This is a genomic window from Streptomyces mirabilis (assembly GCF_018310535.1).
Lineage (GTDB): Bacteria > Actinomycetota > Actinomycetes > Streptomycetales > Streptomycetaceae > Streptomyces.
Genome location: NZ_CP074102.1, coordinates 8,894,273 through 8,911,433, shown reverse-complemented (window position 1 = coordinate 8,911,433; position 17,161 = coordinate 8,894,273). Strand labels below are relative to the sequence as shown.

General features: G+C 68.5%; 9 protein-coding genes. 5 read left to right on the top strand and 4 right to left on the bottom strand.

Annotation, left to right across the window (positions count from 1 at the left end; translation table 11 throughout):
* Nucleotides 1-926: 926 nt before the first annotated feature.
* Nucleotides 927-2,702: an IS481 family transposase gene (locus SMIR_RS39690; RefSeq protein ID WP_212728492.1), complete on the top strand. Its 1,776-nt coding sequence runs from the start codon at nt 927-929 to the stop codon at nt 2,700-2,702.
* 163 nt (nt 2,703-2,865) lie between these two features.
* Here SMIR_RS39690 and SMIR_RS39685 read toward each other — a convergent pair whose 3' ends face one another.
* Complete coding sequence (locus SMIR_RS39685) at nt 2,866-3,096, bottom strand: DUF7848 domain-containing protein (protein ID WP_212728168.1); 231 nt, start codon at nt 3,094-3,096, stop codon at nt 2,866-2,868.
* A complete protein-coding gene (locus SMIR_RS39680) occupies nt 3,093-3,245 on the bottom strand; it encodes a hypothetical protein (protein ID WP_212728167.1) in 153 nt (50 codons plus the stop codon). Before SMIR_RS39680 ends, SMIR_RS39685 begins: the two co-directional genes overlap by 4 nt.
* A 243-nt stretch (nt 3,246-3,488) precedes the next feature.
* Between SMIR_RS39680 and SMIR_RS39675 the strand changes: the two genes are divergently transcribed.
* The 4 genes from SMIR_RS39675 (at nt 3,489) to SMIR_RS39660 (ending at nt 7,684) form a co-directional block, all read left to right on the top strand.
* The gene (locus tag SMIR_RS39675; protein ID WP_212728166.1) at nt 3,489-4,676 is read left to right on the top strand and encodes an FtsK/SpoIIIE domain-containing protein; all 1,188 of its coding nucleotides are present in this window, start codon (nt 3,489-3,491) and stop codon (nt 4,674-4,676) included.
* Nucleotides 4,677-4,846: 170 nt separating this feature from the next.
* Entirely contained in the window at nt 4,847-6,193 is a 1,347-nt protein-coding gene (locus SMIR_RS39670) for a replication initiator (protein WP_212728165.1), read from the top strand.
* Nucleotides 6,186-6,371 (top strand): helix-turn-helix domain-containing protein, encoded by a 186-nt coding sequence (locus tag SMIR_RS39665; protein ID WP_212728164.1) that lies wholly within the window; start codon nt 6,186-6,188, stop codon nt 6,369-6,371. Before SMIR_RS39670 ends, SMIR_RS39665 begins: the two co-directional genes overlap by 8 nt.
* A complete protein-coding gene (locus SMIR_RS39660; protein ID WP_212728163.1) occupies nt 6,368-7,684 on the top strand; it encodes a tyrosine-type recombinase/integrase in 1,317 nt (438 codons plus the stop codon). Before SMIR_RS39665 ends, SMIR_RS39660 begins: the two co-directional genes overlap by 4 nt.
* A gap of 463 nt (nt 7,685-8,147) precedes the next feature.
* Here SMIR_RS39660 and SMIR_RS39655 read toward each other — a convergent pair whose 3' ends face one another.
* Both SMIR_RS39655 and SMIR_RS44455 read right to left on the bottom strand, forming a co-directional pair.
* Entirely contained in the window at nt 8,148-8,621 is a 474-nt protein-coding gene (locus SMIR_RS39655; RefSeq protein ID WP_212728162.1) for an SUKH-3 domain-containing protein, read from the bottom strand.
* Complete coding sequence (locus SMIR_RS44455) at nt 8,609-17,149, bottom strand: ricin-type beta-trefoil lectin domain protein (RefSeq protein ID WP_212728161.1); 8,541 nt, start codon at nt 17,147-17,149, stop codon at nt 8,609-8,611. Before SMIR_RS44455 ends, SMIR_RS39655 begins: the two co-directional genes overlap by 13 nt.
* Nucleotides 17,150-17,161 lie beyond the last annotated feature (12 nt).

Genomic DNA, 17,161 nt, shown 5'->3' with positions numbered 1-17,161 from the left:
GAAGACATGCATTCCGAGGTCGTGACCATTGCCCGCATAGTGGGCCGCCCCCTCAGGAAGGTTAGACAGGTAAGCCGTAGGATGATCGCCAGCATGATTAGCGGCATTTAGACCACTGGCCTCGCTAGCCCTATTACCCGTCCCAGGAGAGCGGTACAGGACCACCGGGTCGCCACAGGTGTTATGCACAAGGACCGGTGTGGTCCCTGCCAGCACATAGTACGTGTGCTCGCCGCGCGGTCGTCACCTGCATTTTCGCTGGTCAGCCAATTCCGGCCGGTCCGTGGGTGTGCGTGGAAGTGCCGTGCTGTGCGCTCGTGTTGCCGTCGGCGTTGCCGTCAGACGGCTACGTGCGTGAGGGCGGTGGAGTGGGCTTTGGCCGGTGTCCTGCCCGGGTTGGGGTCGGGCATGGTCAGGGGGCCGTACGCTGGCCCGGCAACTCGGGCAGGCTTTGCCCCTGCCCGGAATTTGAACGAGTGGCCCGCTGGCCTTGCCCGACGCGGGCCCCGACCCGGGGAGGTGGGTAAAGCACACGGAGCCGACCGGCCCCACCGACAGGCCTGCGCACCGGCCAACTCCCCCGCCACCGCCTCGCCTCGGCGTGGCACTCGCCGTGCGGGCGCGTCCAGTTTCTCCGCGTTTCCGGTCGTCCGCTACGTGCTGCTGCGCGGCCTGGTCGCTGGCCGGCCCGCGGTGGCGGAGCCGAGAGCGGGCCGGGTGGGCGGCCGTGCCGCGCGCGGCCCGCGTCAGCGGGTCGCCTTGAAGACGTAGAGAAAGTTTGGACGCATCCCGCTTCGGTGGGCGTGTCTTGTCTCGGTTGATGCTTGACGTTGTGGCTTCACCTGATGCTTGACACCGCTTGCCTCGGCTTGGCTGTGCGCGTCTGATCGGCGTGTGCAGGGAGGGCCGGGGCCGTGCTGGTGGAGTTGAGCGTGGTCGAGCAGCGGTATCACGCGGTGATGGAGGTTGCCGCGGGGGTTGCTGTCACTCAAGTCGCGGCCCGGTATGGGGTGTCGAGGCAGTCGGTGCACTCCTGGGTGCGCAAGTACGGGCAGTCGGGTCTTGCGGGGCTGGCGGACCGGTCGCACCGGCCGGTCTCGTGTCCGCACCGGATCGCCGGGGAGGTGGAGGCGGTGGTGTGTGAGCTGCGGCGCCGGCATCCCACCTGGGGTCCGCGCAGGTTGGTGCACGAACTGGAACGCAAAGGCCTCACGCCGGTGCCCTCAAGGGCGACGGTCTATCGGGTTCTGATCCGCAACGGTCTGATCGAGCCGGGGGTGCGTCGTCGGCGTCGGTCGGATTACCGCAGGTGGGAGCGGTCGACGGCGATGGAACTGTGGCAGATGGACATCGTCGGCGGGGTCCTGCTGGCAGATGGCGGCGAGTGCAAGATGGTCACCGGGATCGATGACCACTCACGGTTCATGGTGATTGCGAAGGTGGTCCAGCGGGCCACGGCCCGCGCGGTCTGTTCGGCTTTCGGGGAAGCGCTGGTGCGGTTCGGAGTGCCCGAGGAGGTGCTGACCGACAACGGCAAGCAGTTCACCGCCCGCTTCAGTCCCGGCAAGCCCGGAGAGTCGATGTTCGATCGGATCTGCCGGGAGAACGGCATCGCCCACCGGCTCACCAAGCCGCAGTCCCCGACCACCACCGGGAAGATCGAACGCTTCCACCAGACCCTGCGGCGTGAACTCCTCGACCAGCATGATCCGTTCGCCGACCTGGCCACCGCGCAGGCGACGGTGGACGCCTGGCTGGACGACTACAACCGGATGCGGCCGCATCAGGCCCTGGACATGGCCGTCCCGGCCAGCCGCTTCGTCCCCCGGCCGCGGTCCGAGCAGGATGCCCTGCCGGTGGTCCTGCCCGCCCGCCTCGACCCGGTCTCCGCCCCGGCAGCGGCGGAGCCAGAACCAGAGACGGTGCCGCGGGCCTGGCCGATGGCCGAAGGCGAGGTGGGTGTGATCGAGCTGGACCGGGTGGTTCCCGCGTCGGGGAACCTGAGCCTGCGCGGGCAGCAGATCTGGTTCGGCCCGGCCCTTGCCGGCACCACGGTGACCTTTCGGATCGACGTGAACCGGCTGCACGTCCTGATCGGCGGTGGCCGGCACAAGACGCTGCCTTCGAAGCTGTCCGGCCGTGACCTCAAAGCTCTGCTGGCAGGCGGAGATGCCCGGCCCGCCGGACCCTGGGCGCAGAAGCCCGGACCGGTCAAGGACACGAAGGGGGCGGTGGAGGTGGACCGCACCGTCAACGCGGTCGGCTACGTCGGCCTGGCAGGCGACAAGGTCCTGATCGGCTGGCCGTTCGCCGGACAGCGAGTCACCCTCCGGCTGGGCGGCCGCATCCTGCAGGTCCTCGACGAGCAGCGGGTCCTGAAGGCCACCCTGCCCAGCCCGCTGCCGGCCTCAGCCTGCGGACGCCTGCAAGGAGCCCGTCCGGCCGGGCCGCCCCCGCAGCTGCCACCGCCCGGCGAGCAGATCGCCGAGCGGACCGTCAGCAGCACCGGCGGGTTCATGGTCGCCGGACAACGCATCCAGCTCGGCCGGACCTATGCCCGCCAGGTCGTCACCGCCCACCTGGACGAGGACACCATCCGGGTCTTCCTCGGAACCGACCTGATCACCACCGTCCCCCGAGTGACCAGGAAAGAGGTGGTCGTCCGCAAGTCCGGCGAACACAACCGCCGGAAGATCGTCTAGGGCAGACGTCAAGCATCACCCGACGCCAACCCGTCAAGCATCACCTGAGACTCGACACCGCTTCGGTGGGCGCCGTGGCTGTCGGTTGAGCGTTCGGCTGGGGCTGCTGGCCTGGTGCGAGAACCTGCGGGGTGTGGATCTCGTTTCGGCTGCCGGTGGGGTTCTACTCGGTTCGGGTGGCCTTGGCGTGGTCGGTGAAGACGCGTCTGAACAGGTCGTGGCCGGTGCGTCCGGTGTGGCGAAGTGCCCAGTCCTGTGCGGCTTCTTGCTCGTCGTGGGGGCCGGATTCGGCTCCGCAGCCGAAGGCGGCGCAGAACGTCTCGTAGGTGATACCGCCTTCAGGGGCATGGCGGATGGTGTGAGTGATGTGCCGGTAGACGGCGCGGGGGCTCACTGGTGGCCCTCCGGGTGGCGTCGCATGTAAACGTTGCAGTCGGTGACGGTGGTCCAGTCGCCGACCGCGCGGGCCCGGTCGCGCACGTTGGTCAGTTCGGCGCAGCCCGCGCAGCCCTCGACGGGTGTCGGCTCCAGCTCCAGACGCAAGGGGACTCGCCTCGGCCTGGGAGAACGAGATCAACGGCAAGGACCGACACGGCATCTCCCTGCGCGCCGACGCCATCACCGCCAAGGCGGGCTCGTGACATCCGGGTCCCTCGGGCCCGTGCTCCTGGCCGTGGTTGGTCTCGGCGTGCTTGGGCTGCTGGGCTGGGCCGGGTTCTGCTTCGCCCGCTGGTACCGGGCCGATGCCGAGACCCGGGTCAGTCTGCGGCAGGCGCGGCGGATGCGGTGGAGCTGGAAACCTGGAAACGGCTCGCGCCGATGCTCGGCCTGGCCGTCAAGGACGCCACCCCCACCGTGCTCCAGCAGTACGGCCCACAGGAACAGCCGGCGAAACCGCGCGTGTTGGTGCCACGCCTGCACACCCGCGCCGACGCCTTCGGCGTCACCGTCACCGCCGACGCGCTGCCGCAGGTCGGGCTGAGCGCCTGGCAGGACGCCAGCGAGGGCCTGTGCGACGCCTGGGGCATGCGACGCATCCGGATCACCCAGCCCACACCAGGCGTGATCGTCGCGCGCGGCTTCCGGCGGGAACCACTGGAGGCGGTGATCCGCTCACCACTACTCGATCCCGACGGTTCCCCGGCCTGCCGACCCGGTCAGTTCGTCTCCACCAATGACGTGCTGCTCGGATGGGACGAGGACGGCACCCCCGTCGTGCTCAACCTCACCTACTCCGCCCACGCCCTCGTCGCCGGCGCCACCCGCTCCGGCAAATCGATCACCGTCAACACCCTGCTCGCCCACGCCTCGCTCATGCGGGACGTGCGCCTGATCGTGATCGACCCCAACCTCGGCGCGGTCGCGCCCTGGTGGCGTACCGCGTACAAGGTCTCCGACGCCATCCACCCCGACGAGCCGACCGAGATCCTGCGCTGGGTGCGCGAGGAGATGCAGCGCAGGGAGCGGCTGTTCTGGTCCGGCCGTACCGACCGCATCACCGACTTCAGCCTGGAACTGCCGCTGCTGCTCGTGGTGATCGACGAGGTGGCGAACTACACCCGTCACCCCGACCGCAAGGCCCGCGAACGCTTCGAGGCCGAACTGCTGGCCATCGCCAGCCAGGGCGCCAAGTTCGGCGTCCGGCTGTGGCTGCTCACCCAGAAACCCTCCGCCGACGTGCTCACCACCGCCATCCGCACCAACCTGTCCGCCCGGATCTGCCACCGCGTCGACACCGTCGAGGACTTCCTGCACCTCTTCCCCGACGGCCGGGAACTGGACATCACCGCCGCCGACCGCACCATGCCCCAGGGCGTCTCCATCGCCTCCGTCGGCGACATGCGCACGCCCGTCCGGCTGCGCTCGGTCTACCTGCCCACCGAAGCCTGCTGGCAGATCAACGACCTCATGTGCAGCAACGGACTGAAGGTCCGCGAACTGCCCGCCTCTGCCGACCTGGACAAGGCCGCGTGACCCGCGCCGGTCAGCCGCCCGAGTCGGAAAGCCCCGCTCCCGACCGAGTCCGTAACGCAGTCATCCCCGGCAAGAGCGTGTAGTCGCCAAACCCTCGCCCCTGCCGGGGCCTCCCTCCCCATCCATCCACGGCACACGCATGTGCCGCAGCGCAGAGAGGTCCCGCCAGCATGCCACCACACAACCCCACCACCACAATCCCCCGCCCCGAACCGGCCGCAGCCGTACTGCCGTCGTTTACCGGGTACCGGGACCTGCTCGGCCTGATACGGCAGCTGTCCTCGCTCGGCGGGTGCGCCCGGCCCATCCGGCTCGAAGGCCACCGAACCGAACTCGACGCCTTCACCGGCGAGATCCTGCGCGAACTGAAGTCCAAAGAGCTGCCCGCCGGACACCTCCTGGTCCGCTGCGGCAACCGCCGCACCACCCGCTGCCCCTCCTGCGCCGAGCTCTACCGCCAGGACACCTACCACCTCATCGCCGCCGGCCTGCGCGGCGGCAAGAACATCCCCGACCAAGTCGCCACCCACCCCCGCGTCTTCGCTACCCTGACCGCACCCTCGTACGGACCGGTCCACGGCCGACGCGTCAACGGCTCCGCCCGCTGCCGCTGCGGACGCACCCACACCAAAGGCGACCCGCTCCTCGGCACACCGCTCGACCCGGATCGGTACGACTACACCGGCGCGGTGTTGTGGAACGCGCACGCCCCCGCCCTCTGGGCCCGCTTGATGCTCCACCTGCGCCGCACCATCGCCGCCGCAGCCGGTATCCCTCAGCGCCTGCTGCACAAGGTCGCCCGCGTCTCGTACGCCAAGGTCGCCGAGTACCAGCAGCGCGGACTGATCCACTTCCACGCCGTGATCCGCCTCGACGGCCCCGCAGGCAGCTACACCCCACCACCCGCATGGGCCACGCCCGAGATGTTGGCCGATGGCGTCCACGCTGCCGCCGCCCGCGCCCACGTCGACGGGCCGGAGATCGACGGTCGGACCTACTCCTTCGGCTTCGGCAGGGAGCTGGACGTCAAGGTCATCCAGTCCGCCGCCTTCCAGGCCGGGGCCACGATCACGGAGGGCAAGGTCGCCGGGTACGTGGCGAAGTACGCCACCAAGGGCGCCGCAAGCGCGGCCGGCACCCTCGACCGCCGACTGAAGCTGATCGCCGAACTCGGCCAGGAGACCATTCCCGAGCACGCCGCCCACATGATCCGCACTGCCTGGGCCCTCGGCGCCCGCCGCGACCTCGCCCACCTGAAACTGCGGGCCTGGGCCCACATGCTCGGCTTCCGCGGCCACTTCTCCACCAAGACCCGCGCCTACTCCACCACCCTCGGAGCGCTCCGAGCCGCCCGCGCCGCCTGGCAGAGCCGTCACACCCCCGACCCCGAACCGACCACCCTCGTCCTCGCCCACTGGGCCTACGACGGCACCGGACTCACCCCTGACCTCGAACGCCTCGCCGCACTCATCGGCGGCGGCCCAGCGCGCGAACAGGCGGTGACAGTCGGTGCGTGACGACGAACTCCTCACCGTCCCCGAGGCCATGGCCCGTCTCAAGATCGGCCGCTCGGCACTCTACGACCTCCTGCGCACCCGCCGCCTGGCCTCCCTGACCATCGGCCGCGCCCGCCGCATCCTCGCCCACGCCCTCGCTGACTACGTTCAGCGTCACCTGGAAGAGGCCGCCCAATGACCGCGCCCAAGCGCAAGAAGACCCGCGCCAACGGCGACGGCACCGTCTACCAGCGCAAGGACGGACGCTGGGAAGCCGCCGGATACGTCCTCGCCCCCGGCAACACCCGCAAACGCGTCCGCGTCTACGGCAGCACACGCGAGGAGGCCCTCGCCAAGCTGACCGAGAAGATCGCCGCCAGCAACCGCGGCGTCCCCATCATCACCGCCCAGGGCAGCCTCGCGGCGTACCTGACGTACTGGCTGGAGAACGTCGCCGTCCACCAGCTCCGCGAGACCACCCACACCCGCTACACCACCTGCGTCAACCAGTACCTCATCCCCGGCCTCGGCCGGAAGAAGCTCGCCAAGCTCACCGCCAAGGACATCCGCACCTGGCTCAACGAACTGCGGACCGTCTGCCAGTGCTGCGCACGCGGCATCGACGCAGGACGCGATCAGAGGGCCCAGGCCAGCCGCCGCCCGCGCTGCTGCGCGATCGGCCAGTGCTGTCGCAAGCGCCTCTCCCCGGTCACGCTCGCCTACATCCACTCCGTACTCAAATCCGCCCTGGAGCACGCCGTGCGCGAGGAGGAGATTCCCCGCAACGTCGCCCGCAACGTCCGCACCGGAACCCCTCGCCCCCGCCGCTTCAACCCACTCACCGCCGACGAAGCCCGACGCTTCCTCACCGCCGCCCAAGGCCACCGGCACGCCGCCCTGTTCGAACTCGCCCTGCACACCGGCCTGCGCAAGGGCGAACTCCTCGGCCTGTACTGGGAAGACCTCGACCTCGACGCCGGCACCGCCACCATCCGCCGCACCCTCCAACGCACCCGTACCGGCGGTCTGACCACCCTGCCGACCAAGACCATCAGCTCCGAACGGCGCATCGCGCTGCCGGTCTCCTGCGTCACCTCGCTTCGTGCGCACCGCGAGCATCAGGCAGAGGAGAAGGAGGAGGCGGGCTCGGTCTGGCAGGGCAGCAGCCACGTCTTCACCCGGCCCGACGGTCACCCGATCGAACCCGCCACCCTCACCCGCCACTTCAACGCCCTGCTCCGCGACGCCCGCCTACGGCCAATCCGGTTCCACGACCTCCGCCACTCAACGGCGACGCTCCTCCTGGAACAGGGCGTCGAACTCGTCGTCATCAAGGAACTCCTCGGCCACGCCCACATCGGCGTCACCGCGACGGTGTATGCCCACGTCCGCCTCCGCCTCCAGCGCCAGGCCATCGACCTCCTCGGCCACGCCCTCCGTAACTTCTCGGCGCCCGCGTCCGGGACCGAGGACGGCGACGACCCGCCGCTCTGCGCAGCACCTGTCCGCTGACGTTGCCGTCAAGTACTGCCGTCAGACACTGCAGAGGCCCCACCAAAACAAATCTGGTGGAGCCTCTGCAGTGTCACCCGGTAATAATCCAGACCTCATATTCCTCAGTTGTCACTCCGCATGAAACGCGACCATCGAGAGACATCGCAACGAACTCCGGCTCCCCTTCAACGGAACCGAGCCACTGAGCCAAACTCATCGAACTGGCGCGCTGAACGTAAGCCCATGGAGCTTTCGCGGCGCCTATACCACCAACACTGATGAGAAAGTCACCTTGGTCTCCAAAGAGTCCATTTTCATCGCAAAGCCTCGCCCATTGGTCCTGCACCTCGAGAAGATGCCCATTCGCCTCTAGTGCGCGGATCCGAGCTGCGCGCTTTGCTCCACCACTGATAATTGGACGCCACGCTTTCATGGGTTCCGGAGTTCCCCCGACCATGCACAGTAGATATCAGATTCGGACTCAGGGCAACCAATCAGCCCGATGCGCCCGATCCTCTCCGCCGGTGACCACGTAGGTCACCGCCTCAGTAAAGCTCGAACCCAACTCCCAAATGGTGTGCGTCCCCACGGCAATAACCTTACCGTCAGCCGCAATATAAGACCTAAATTGCACGGACCACATTCCGAGGGGCGAGTAGTTCTGGCCAAGTCGTTGAGACAACAGGACAGCTTCGTCAAGGGCATCGATGCAGGCGTCCACCGGATCGACCCGTAGGGACGATGCAGGAACACGAGCTGCGGAGCTTTTGATCGCCAATTCCCCGAATTCTTCCCATACCCGAAGGGCGGTTCCATTCAACTGGAACCCGGCCCCCTCAAGCAAATTAACCGAGGAAGTAATGTCAATTCGCCTATGCGGAAACCATCCAGCTGCAACCAAAGCCCTCACGACTGAAGGATCGCCGTCTCCGAACATTCCGCTCAATTGCTCCACGTCCCGAATGTTTTCCTGATCACTACCTGACACGATTCCTCGCACGGGTCGAATGGCACACCACTCTCCAATGGAGACCCCAGGGGCCTTACTCGCAGCGTTCTAAAAGATCCGCCGAATATAGCCGAATCACCTTCTGCTTTCTGCGCCTCATTCATAGCGCAGATCTCCGAGCAGGTATCACGCCCATTGGCACCCAGGACGTCATCGAGCGCACTTCCCGGTTCAATTTCAGTATCTCCCTGGGTGCGCCCCCAATAGGACCTTCCAGAAGGTGACGTGTACTCCGTGACAAAGTCAGGGGTTGTCGCCTGATTATGTCCGCGATTTGCGTTGGCGTAATCCTCTAGCGTATGTCCATCTTGAGCTGGGCCAGGTCTCGGATCGGGCCCACAAGCGTTGTGGACCAAGATCGGGACGCTGCCCGCCACAACATAGTACGTGTGCAGCTGTTGAACCGTGAGGTTGTCCCGGACTGCGGTGCCGCGGGTGGAGGTGACGGCCTTTATGTGGACGCGGTGACCGTCGGGGGTGGTGAGGGTGTGGCCCGGGGTCAGCTTGCCGGCGGGGATCCAAGCGCGGGTGGTGGCGTCGTAGAACGGGTGGTTGGAGGTGGTGTGCAGGGTGGCCGTGTGGCCGTGGCCGGTGTCGACGGTGACGTCGACCAGGTCGTGGTCGTGGTTGTGCCACGTAGCCTGAACTGTTCGGGAGCCCTTGTCCTTGCCGGTGTCGGGGTCGGCGGACTCGACCTTGTCGCCTGGCTTGACGTCTCCGATGGGTTTGCTCGTGCCGTCTGCCATGAGCACCGGCGTGTCTGGCGAGAAGCTGCAGCCCTTTTCTGGTTTGGTGCCTGAGGCGCCCTTGGCAGGGGTGTCCGCCGTGGTCGCGGTGGCCTCGGCGGACTCGGCATGGGCCTGGGCGTCGGCCTTCTTGGCCGCTGTGCCCTTGGCGGTGTCGGCAGCCGCGGCGTCTTCAGCGGCCTTCTTGGCGGCGCCGGCCTCGGCAGCCGCATCCTCAGCAGCCTCGTCGAATGCCCTGGCAGCAGCGGCGCCCAGTCCCACGGCGACGCGGACACCGAGAAGCATGCTTCCGCCTGCCTCGGCATCCGCGGCGCCAAGTACCGCGCCAGTAGCACATTCCACGACACCTGAAGCCAGGCACACGCCAGCAAGGGGCAGCCCTACTATCAGCACGCCCGTGGTAATGAGCAGACTTCCGCCACCATAGCTTTCGCACCGGTTCGTGCCGAAGTCAGCCGGCTGGCAGGGGGTCTCGCCGAGGGTCGGCGTGGGGGTCTGCGTAGAGACGGGCGTGGGGCCGCTGGAAGGCGTGGGGGTGGTGGACGGTGTGGGCGCGGCACTGGTCGCGCCGCTGGAGTTGTCGGTACTGCCCGTACTGCCAGTGGTGCCGGTGCTGCCGGTGCTGCGCCTGTGGTGGCAGTGGCCAGTGCCGTCGTCCAAGCACAGGCCGCTGGGGTCGGAGCCGCTGGCGGGGTTGTCGGCGGCGTAGGTGTAGCCGCCCATCTGGTTGGGATCGCCAGCCTGGAAGATCGGGTCGGGGGTGAGGAAGCGGCCCAAAGCGGGGTCGTAGTTACGGGCGCCGAGCAGATCCAGGCCGGTGGTGGCGTCGGCGGGCTGTCCGAGGAAGCCGCGGTTCTCGTCGGCGGCGACCCAGCTGGTGGGCTTGGTGCCGCGGGGGTTGCCCCAGGGATCGAAGGAGCGGCGGGTGACGGCCAGGCTGGTGGCGTCGATGGCCGTGGTGGCGGTGCCCTGGCTGTTGCCGACCTGGTAGGCGACGCTGCCGCTGCTGGAGCGGGTGATCACGGTGCCGTCCGGTCCGGCGTAGTTGCGCAGGCCGGTGAAGGTCTTGGCGGAGACGTTGAGGGTGATCTGCTCGGCGCCGCCGAAGAGGTAAAGGATGCGGGTCTTGTCGGTGCTGCCGGAGGCGCTGGTCTGTTCCAGCAGGTTGCCGTCGGCGTCGTAGAGGTACTTGCTGGTGTTACTGGTAGCGCCGGTGCCGGTGGTGACGGTGGCGGTGCGGCCCTCGGCGTCGTAAGTGAGGGTCTGGGTCTGGCCGGGGGGGAGGTCGCCGGCACCGATGGTGGTCCACACCTGGCCGGTGCTGCCACAGGTGGCCAGGGTGAGCTGGGTTCCCTTGGTGGCGTTGGCGGCCGGGTCAGTCAGGCACACGGCCGTGTTGGCGTTGTTGACCAGTGTGCCGGTGGTGGTGGCCTTCCACTTCTGGGTGGCGTCGCTGCTGCAGGTGTCGATCACCACCAGGGTGCCGGCGGCGGCGGCGTTGCCCGTGGTGTCCAGGCACATGCCCTTGACCTTGACGGTGCCGTCGGTGCCGATGGTCCAGCTCTGCGAGGTGCTGCCGTTGCAGGTGTAGACCTGGACCTTGGTGCCGGCCGTGGTGGAACCGGAGGCGTCGTCGACGCAGAGCTTGCCGCCGCCGGAGAGGGTGAAGCCGGTGGCCAGCGGTCCGGTGGTGGCGGTCTTGCGGCTGGTGGTGTCGCCGGCGTTCTTGTTGCTGTAGGCGGGATCGGTGTAGCCCGAAGTCTGGGTGGCACTGCCCAGTTGGGGGTTGCTGGTAGTGGTGGTGCCGGCCTGGTCCGGCAGGGTGGAAGCGGCAGTGCCGTCGGTGCCGGGGTAGTTGATGGTCTGGGTGGTGTCGGCCAGGGCGTTGCCGGTGGTGTCGTGGTTGACCATGCCGGTGCGGTCGCCGAGCAGGTCGTAGGTGTAGGTCTGCCAGTAGGGGGCGGGGCCACCGACCGTGCTCGTTTTGACGGGTACGGTCCCGGTGGTCTGCACGGAAGTGGTGGTGCAGCTACCCACGTTGCCGACCGGTGCGCTGGTGGGGTCGGTGATCCCGGAGGTGTCCGTCCAAGCGGCGGTCAGCCGCTGGAAGGAGTCGTAGGTGAAGCACTGGGTGTCGTGAATGGTGTTGTTCTGCAGGTCGTCGGCGGCGGTGAGCTCACCGACCCGGTTGTAGCGGTAGTTGACGACGTCCAGGGCGGTCGCCGAGGTCTGCAGCATGCTGCTGGTCTGCGTGCTCCGCCCGGTGGTGGCGTCGTACTGGGAGAAGGTCGCCAGCTCCTTGCCGGTCGGACCGTAGTTCGCCTGCTTGATCCGCCCGAACGGGTCATGAACGGCGATGTCCAGGTAGGACGGGGTGTTCGCGTTGTTGATGTAGCCACCGAACGCGTCCAGGTTGCCCTGCTGGGTGTAGCCGTAGTCCACGCTCTCGGCCGGCAGGTTGCCGTCGGCCTGGTAGCGGGTGGTGGACAAATGCCCGACGGTGGGGGTGTAGCTGGCGGTGGTGGTGTAGGTGACCGAGCCGCTGGTGGGGGCGCTGGTCTGGCCGGCCGCGGCGAAGCCGTCGGCGGCCGGGATCGTCACGCTGGTGCCCAACGGCTGGTAGGCCGTGTTGTAGCCGGTGACCGTCTCGGTGTACGCCTTGCCCGACACTCCGCCCACATAGCGAGTTGAGGAGGTGGGGTAGCCGTTGGCGAGGGTGTCGTACACCCGGTTGGCCAGCTTCTTCGCCGGGTCCGGGTTGGCCGACCACGCCGCGGCGTACTCGTCCGTGACCCGGTTGTCCCAGTCATAGGTGTAGGACAGCACCTGGCCGCGCGGGTCGGTCATCTGCAGCAGGTTGCCCAGCACGTCGTACTGGTCGAAGGTGGCGGTGCCCAGGTTCGGGTCGGTCTGAGAGGTCTTCTCGCCCTCGAAGTTGTAGTGGTTCGACCAGGTGTTGCCCGCGTTGTCCTTGACCGTGTCCACCTGGCCGGCCGGGGTGTAGGTGTACCGGGTGGTGGCGTGGGCCGCCGGGACCGCGTCGGCGGTGCCCTGGTGCCACAGCGCGGTGCCGCCGCTGGAGACGATGTCCAGGGTGGAGTCGTTGCGCAGTTCCATGGTGGCACCGGTGGTAGCGGTCAGGCCGCTGGTCCACAGGGTGGTGCCGGTGGTGGTGGAGACGGAGAGGTTGCCGTCGGTGCCGAACTGGGCGAAGGCGCCGGGGTTGCCTGCAGTGCCGCTGGCCCAGACGGTCTTGCCCGTGTTCAGCGCGCTCAGCACGAGGTTGCCGTCGGCCTGCATGGTCAGCCGCACACTGTCGCTGGTGAGCGAGGTCCCGGACGGGATGACCTGGCCGCCCTTGAGGGTCACAGTGAAAGCGGTGTTGCGCACCACGGACTTGGTGGTCTGCCCCAGCGCGTTGGTGAACGTCGCCGTGGAGGGCCCGCCAGCCGGGGCGGTGGTGTCGATCTCGTCCGCACCCGGGTAGGAAGTAGTGGTCTTCCACTGCTGGATCGCCTGGTGCCACAGGGTGGCGGCGGCCGGGCGGCCCTGGCCGTCATAGTCGGTGGTGGTCTCTGAGGGGACCTCGTTCTCGTTCGCCGCGTACAGCGTCGCCGACGGACCGTTGGCGGGCTCGGAGTACGGGGCGTACGCGATCGTCGGCCACCCGTGCGAGTCGTAGAACGAGTCCGAGATGATCCGGCCGGAGTCGGAGTCGCCGTCCGCCGTCTCCTGGGTCTGCCGCGGCTGCAGCATTCCGTCGTAAAGGGTGATGGACGTCGAGTAGGTGCCGTCCTCGCGGAGCGTGCGGGTGGTGACCGCCGAGGGGTCGCCGGGCTGGGTGATGGTGCCGCCGGGCGCCGAGACCGCGCCGGGGTTGACCGAGTAGGCGAACGTCATGCTCGCGCTCTGGCCGGCCGTCTTGTCGCGTCCCGGCAGCCACACCGCCGTGCGGCGGCCCAGCGCGTCATAGGTGACGTCGGTCTTGCGGCCGTTGGTGTCGATGTTCTCGGTCGGCAGTCCGCGCAGCGGGTCAAGGGTGGAGATGGTCTTCCACTGTTTGGTGTTGGCCGAGGTGGAGCCGACCGGGTTGGTGTTGCCGCCCGCGTCGCTCCAGGCAGGGCTGAAGTCGGTGTGGGTCGTGTGGCCCGCCGCGTCCAGCGCGTCGGTGATCCGGCCGGCGCCGTCGTAGGCCATGGCGGCCGTGGTCCGCCAGGTCTCGGTGCCGCTACTGAAGCCGGTCGCGGTGCGCACCGCGCTGGCCTGGGCCGCAACCGGAGTACCCAGGTTGTGCCCGCTCTGGTCAAGCTGGCCGTAGGTGCCCAGGTTGGTCAGCGTGCCGTCGCCGTTGTAGTAGATCTCCTTGTCCGACAGAAGCGTGGCGGCAGAGACGGCAGTCCCGCAGGGGCCGGAGACGGTGGTCATCCGATCGGGGTACGCGATCATCGCCGGGTTGGTCGACGGAGGTGCGGCGTAGGTGGTGGTGGTGCACTTCTCCTGCGTGGGCACGGAGACGTCGCCGTGGGAGTCGACCGTCGACGGACGCCCCTGGTCGTCGTAGGTGGTGTCCGTGCGGGTGTGGCGCCAGGTTCCGTCGGTAAGCAGCGCGTACTGGTGCTGCTGCGCGGAGGTGGCACGGTGGGCCGTCAAGTCGGGGAGGGTGGACAGGTCCGGCTTGCTGGCACCGGGGTTGTCCCCCTGGGTCCAGTCCGTCCAGGGCTTCTGAGCAGCGTGCGCGGTGGCGGTGTAGCCGAAGGGGCCGTTGACGGTCTCGGCGTCGACCGTGCCGTCGGCCTTAGTGTAGGAGTCCATCTCCAGCGGTGTGCCCGCCAGTTGCGCAGAGTCGGTGACCAGCTGGACGGTGTCTCCGCCGGCCTTGGCAGCCACCGTCACCGACCGGCGGCTGCCGTCGGCCTTGTAATCGCCGTCCATGCCCTGCAGGTAGGTGGTGGTCTGCTGGGTGACGGGCTCGGGCGCGGCGCCGGTTTTTACCGTGACGGTGCGGAAGCCGCGGAACTGGTCCCACGTGCGGTACTGGTCGTCGGTCTGCTCGGAGTCGTCGCGGTGCCAGGCGGGGCCGCTGTAGCTGTAGGTGGAGACCTGGGCCTCGGAGCCCGCCGGGACCTTCTGCGCGTCCGGGTTGTACTGGGAGGCGATGGTCAGGTCGGAGGCGACAACCTGACGGACGGTGACCTTGTTGAACCAGTCAGCGGTGGGTTTGGAGTCGCCGGGGACCGTCCAGTACGTCGGGTAGCAGGAGTTGGTGTTGGAGTCCGCCATGGACATCGACAGCGTCTTGTCCGCGCACGGGGCCTGGTTGTAGTCGACGGCGACGGACTCGCCGGTCTCCGTCTGGACCGAGGAGATCCGCGGGCGGTAGAGCGGCGGCGCGGCCGGCTCGAAGTCGTTGACCCGGTTGTCGATCTCCGTGCCGGAGAAGGCCACCTTGTTCTGAGTGATGTCGCTGTTGCCGTTGCCGTAGGTGTCCTTGCCCGTGTGCTGAATGGTCTGCAGCCACATCACGGCCTGCAGGGACCCGGCGTCTTTGGGGTCGACTGTGGTGCCGGTGACGGGGTCGACGGCGCCGCCGGCGTCGGAGTAGACCTGCCCCAGCGCGTAGCTGTCGACCGGTACGAACTTGTCGGTGGTGGAGTCCTTGACGTGCACCTCGGTGGCGATGGTGTCGAGGCGCGTCGTGGACCAGAAGGTCGGGGATGAGGTGACACACACGTCGGTGGGGACCTTGGTCGCCCCGTCCGGCAGCTTCGTCTTGTCGGTGGAGTCGCAGTGAAGGTCCCACGGCACGTCGGGCCAGTGGGGCGCGGAGTCGTCCGTCAGATTGCCGGCCGAGCAGTCGGTGAAAGAGGACGTGGTCTGGCAACGCTGCGCGGAGGTGAAGGTCACCTTGGCCGCAGGGGTGCGTGCGGCCAGCTCGTCATCGAGGGTGTAGCCGTAGGAGATCGAGGTGAGCGCGCCGCCCCGGGTGTACGGGGTCAGCGTGCCGCTGCTGTCCGAGGCGGCCTGGCCTCCGCCGAGGTCGTAGTAGTTCTTCTCCGTCGAGTAGTCGTAGCGCTGCACGAATCCGTGGGGCGAGACGACGAAGTCCAGGTTCCAGCGCCAGCCCTCGGGATCGTCGCACCGGGAGGCCTTGCCCTTGCCGGAGTCGTAGCAGGGGTCGCCGCTCTGCGGGTGGAGCACCGGCACGCCCCATGCCGCGTCGGTGGAGTCGTCGGAAGGTGTCCCGGACTGCGGGAGCGCGACAGTGCCCACGCCTCCCGGGGCGTGGTCCGAGCCGAAGTACGCTGCGGTGCCGTCGGTGGTCAGCACCCGGAAGTAGGTGCCGTCCTGAAGGCCGTTGGCCGCCCCGGACAGTTCCTGTACCACCGTGCCGTCGTCACCCTGCAGTCGCCACTGCCTGATCTCGCCGGGGACCCCGGAGTCCTTGCCGTCCGGCACGAGGACTCCGGAGTGGGCGCCGAAGGACACGGCGGCGTTGGCACCGCCCCAGCACTCGTCCCCCGAGCCCTTGAGCAGTTTGTTGCCATCGCTGTCCAGCAGGCTGCCACAGGAGCGGTAGGTGCGTTCGACGAAGCCGGGCGTGTAGTTCCACCCGTCACCGATCGAGGACGCCTGCGAGTTGCGCGCCGAGGTCTCGCCGTCCACCGTCTGCGAGTCGTACCCCAGGGACACGGAGGGTGTGTTGCCTCCCACTGCGGAGGGGATGTCGATCGGGTAGGAGTACGTGAACGCGCCGGTGCCGGACGCCTGCCAGGCCCCCGAGGGGCTGAGCGAGGTGGCCGCGTAGTTGCCCTGGGAGCCGGAGCTGCCCGCGGTGACGGCCACCGCGGCGGTACTCATGGCCTGCGCCTGCGCCGCGGTGGCGGCACGGCTGGAGACGGTCCCGGCTTTCGTCTTCGCCCCAGCCGAGGTGAGGGTGAGGGTGGCGGTGAGCTGGTCCGCGCCGGGCCGGTTGGTGAACCGTATCGGAGTGCGGGTGCGGCAAGCGGCCAGCTGAGGGGTGGTCAGAGCGCAGGAGGGCAGCTGAACCAGCCGCAGCCGGGAGCCGTATCCGCCGCCGTATGCCTTGGCGATGGACGAGTAGTCGATGACGACCTGAACCTTGCCGGTGCCGGTGCCGCCGTCGGTGCGGGTGACGTCCAACAGCATGCCTTCCGTCCCGGCGCGGAGGGCTTGGGCGTGGGAGGTCATTCGGACCCGTACCGAGGAGGGTGTAGCCGCGGAAGCGGTCTTCGCGCCCCCTCCTACGGTCGGAGCGGGTGCGACCCATACCGGCAGGTGCCCGGCCTTGACCGGTCTGCTCACCGGGACGGGTTGTGACGACGCACCGGCCGCGGTGCTCCGCTTCGTGGCGGTCGCCGACCGGGTCAAGCTGAGGGTGCTGGTGCCGACCGCGGGCCACGTGGGCGTGGCGGCCCGGTAGCGGGGCAGGGCCTTCTGGGCCGTCACGCGGGCGGTTGTTCGCGGCTGGAGCGAGTGGCTGCCGACGCTGGGGGTGTCGGGCAGCGACTTGGGGTTCCAGACGGTGCCCTTGAAGCGGTACTTGCCCGGCTCCTGTCGGCCTTCGTCCGTGTCCGCGCCCTGCCCTATGTGGTAGGGGCCGATGCCCACTCCCTGGGCGACCGCGTCCGGGGCCAGCAGGGCCAGGAGCGCGGCCGCGGCGGTGGCGCCCGTCAGCGTCCGCCCCCAGATCCGGTGTTGCACCGTCATGAACCAACGCCG

Coding starts and splice junctions, on each gene's coding strand:
- SMIR_RS44455 (WP_212728161.1), bottom strand. CDS start 17,149: ATGACGGTGCAACACCGGATCTGGGGGCGGACGCTGACGGGCGCCACC.
- SMIR_RS39660 (WP_212728163.1), top strand. CDS start 6,368: ATGACCGCGCCCAAGCGCAAGAAGACCCGCGCCAACGGCGACGGCACC.
- SMIR_RS39670 (WP_212728165.1), top strand. CDS start 4,847: ATGCCACCACACAACCCCACCACCACAATCCCCCGCCCCGAACCGGCC.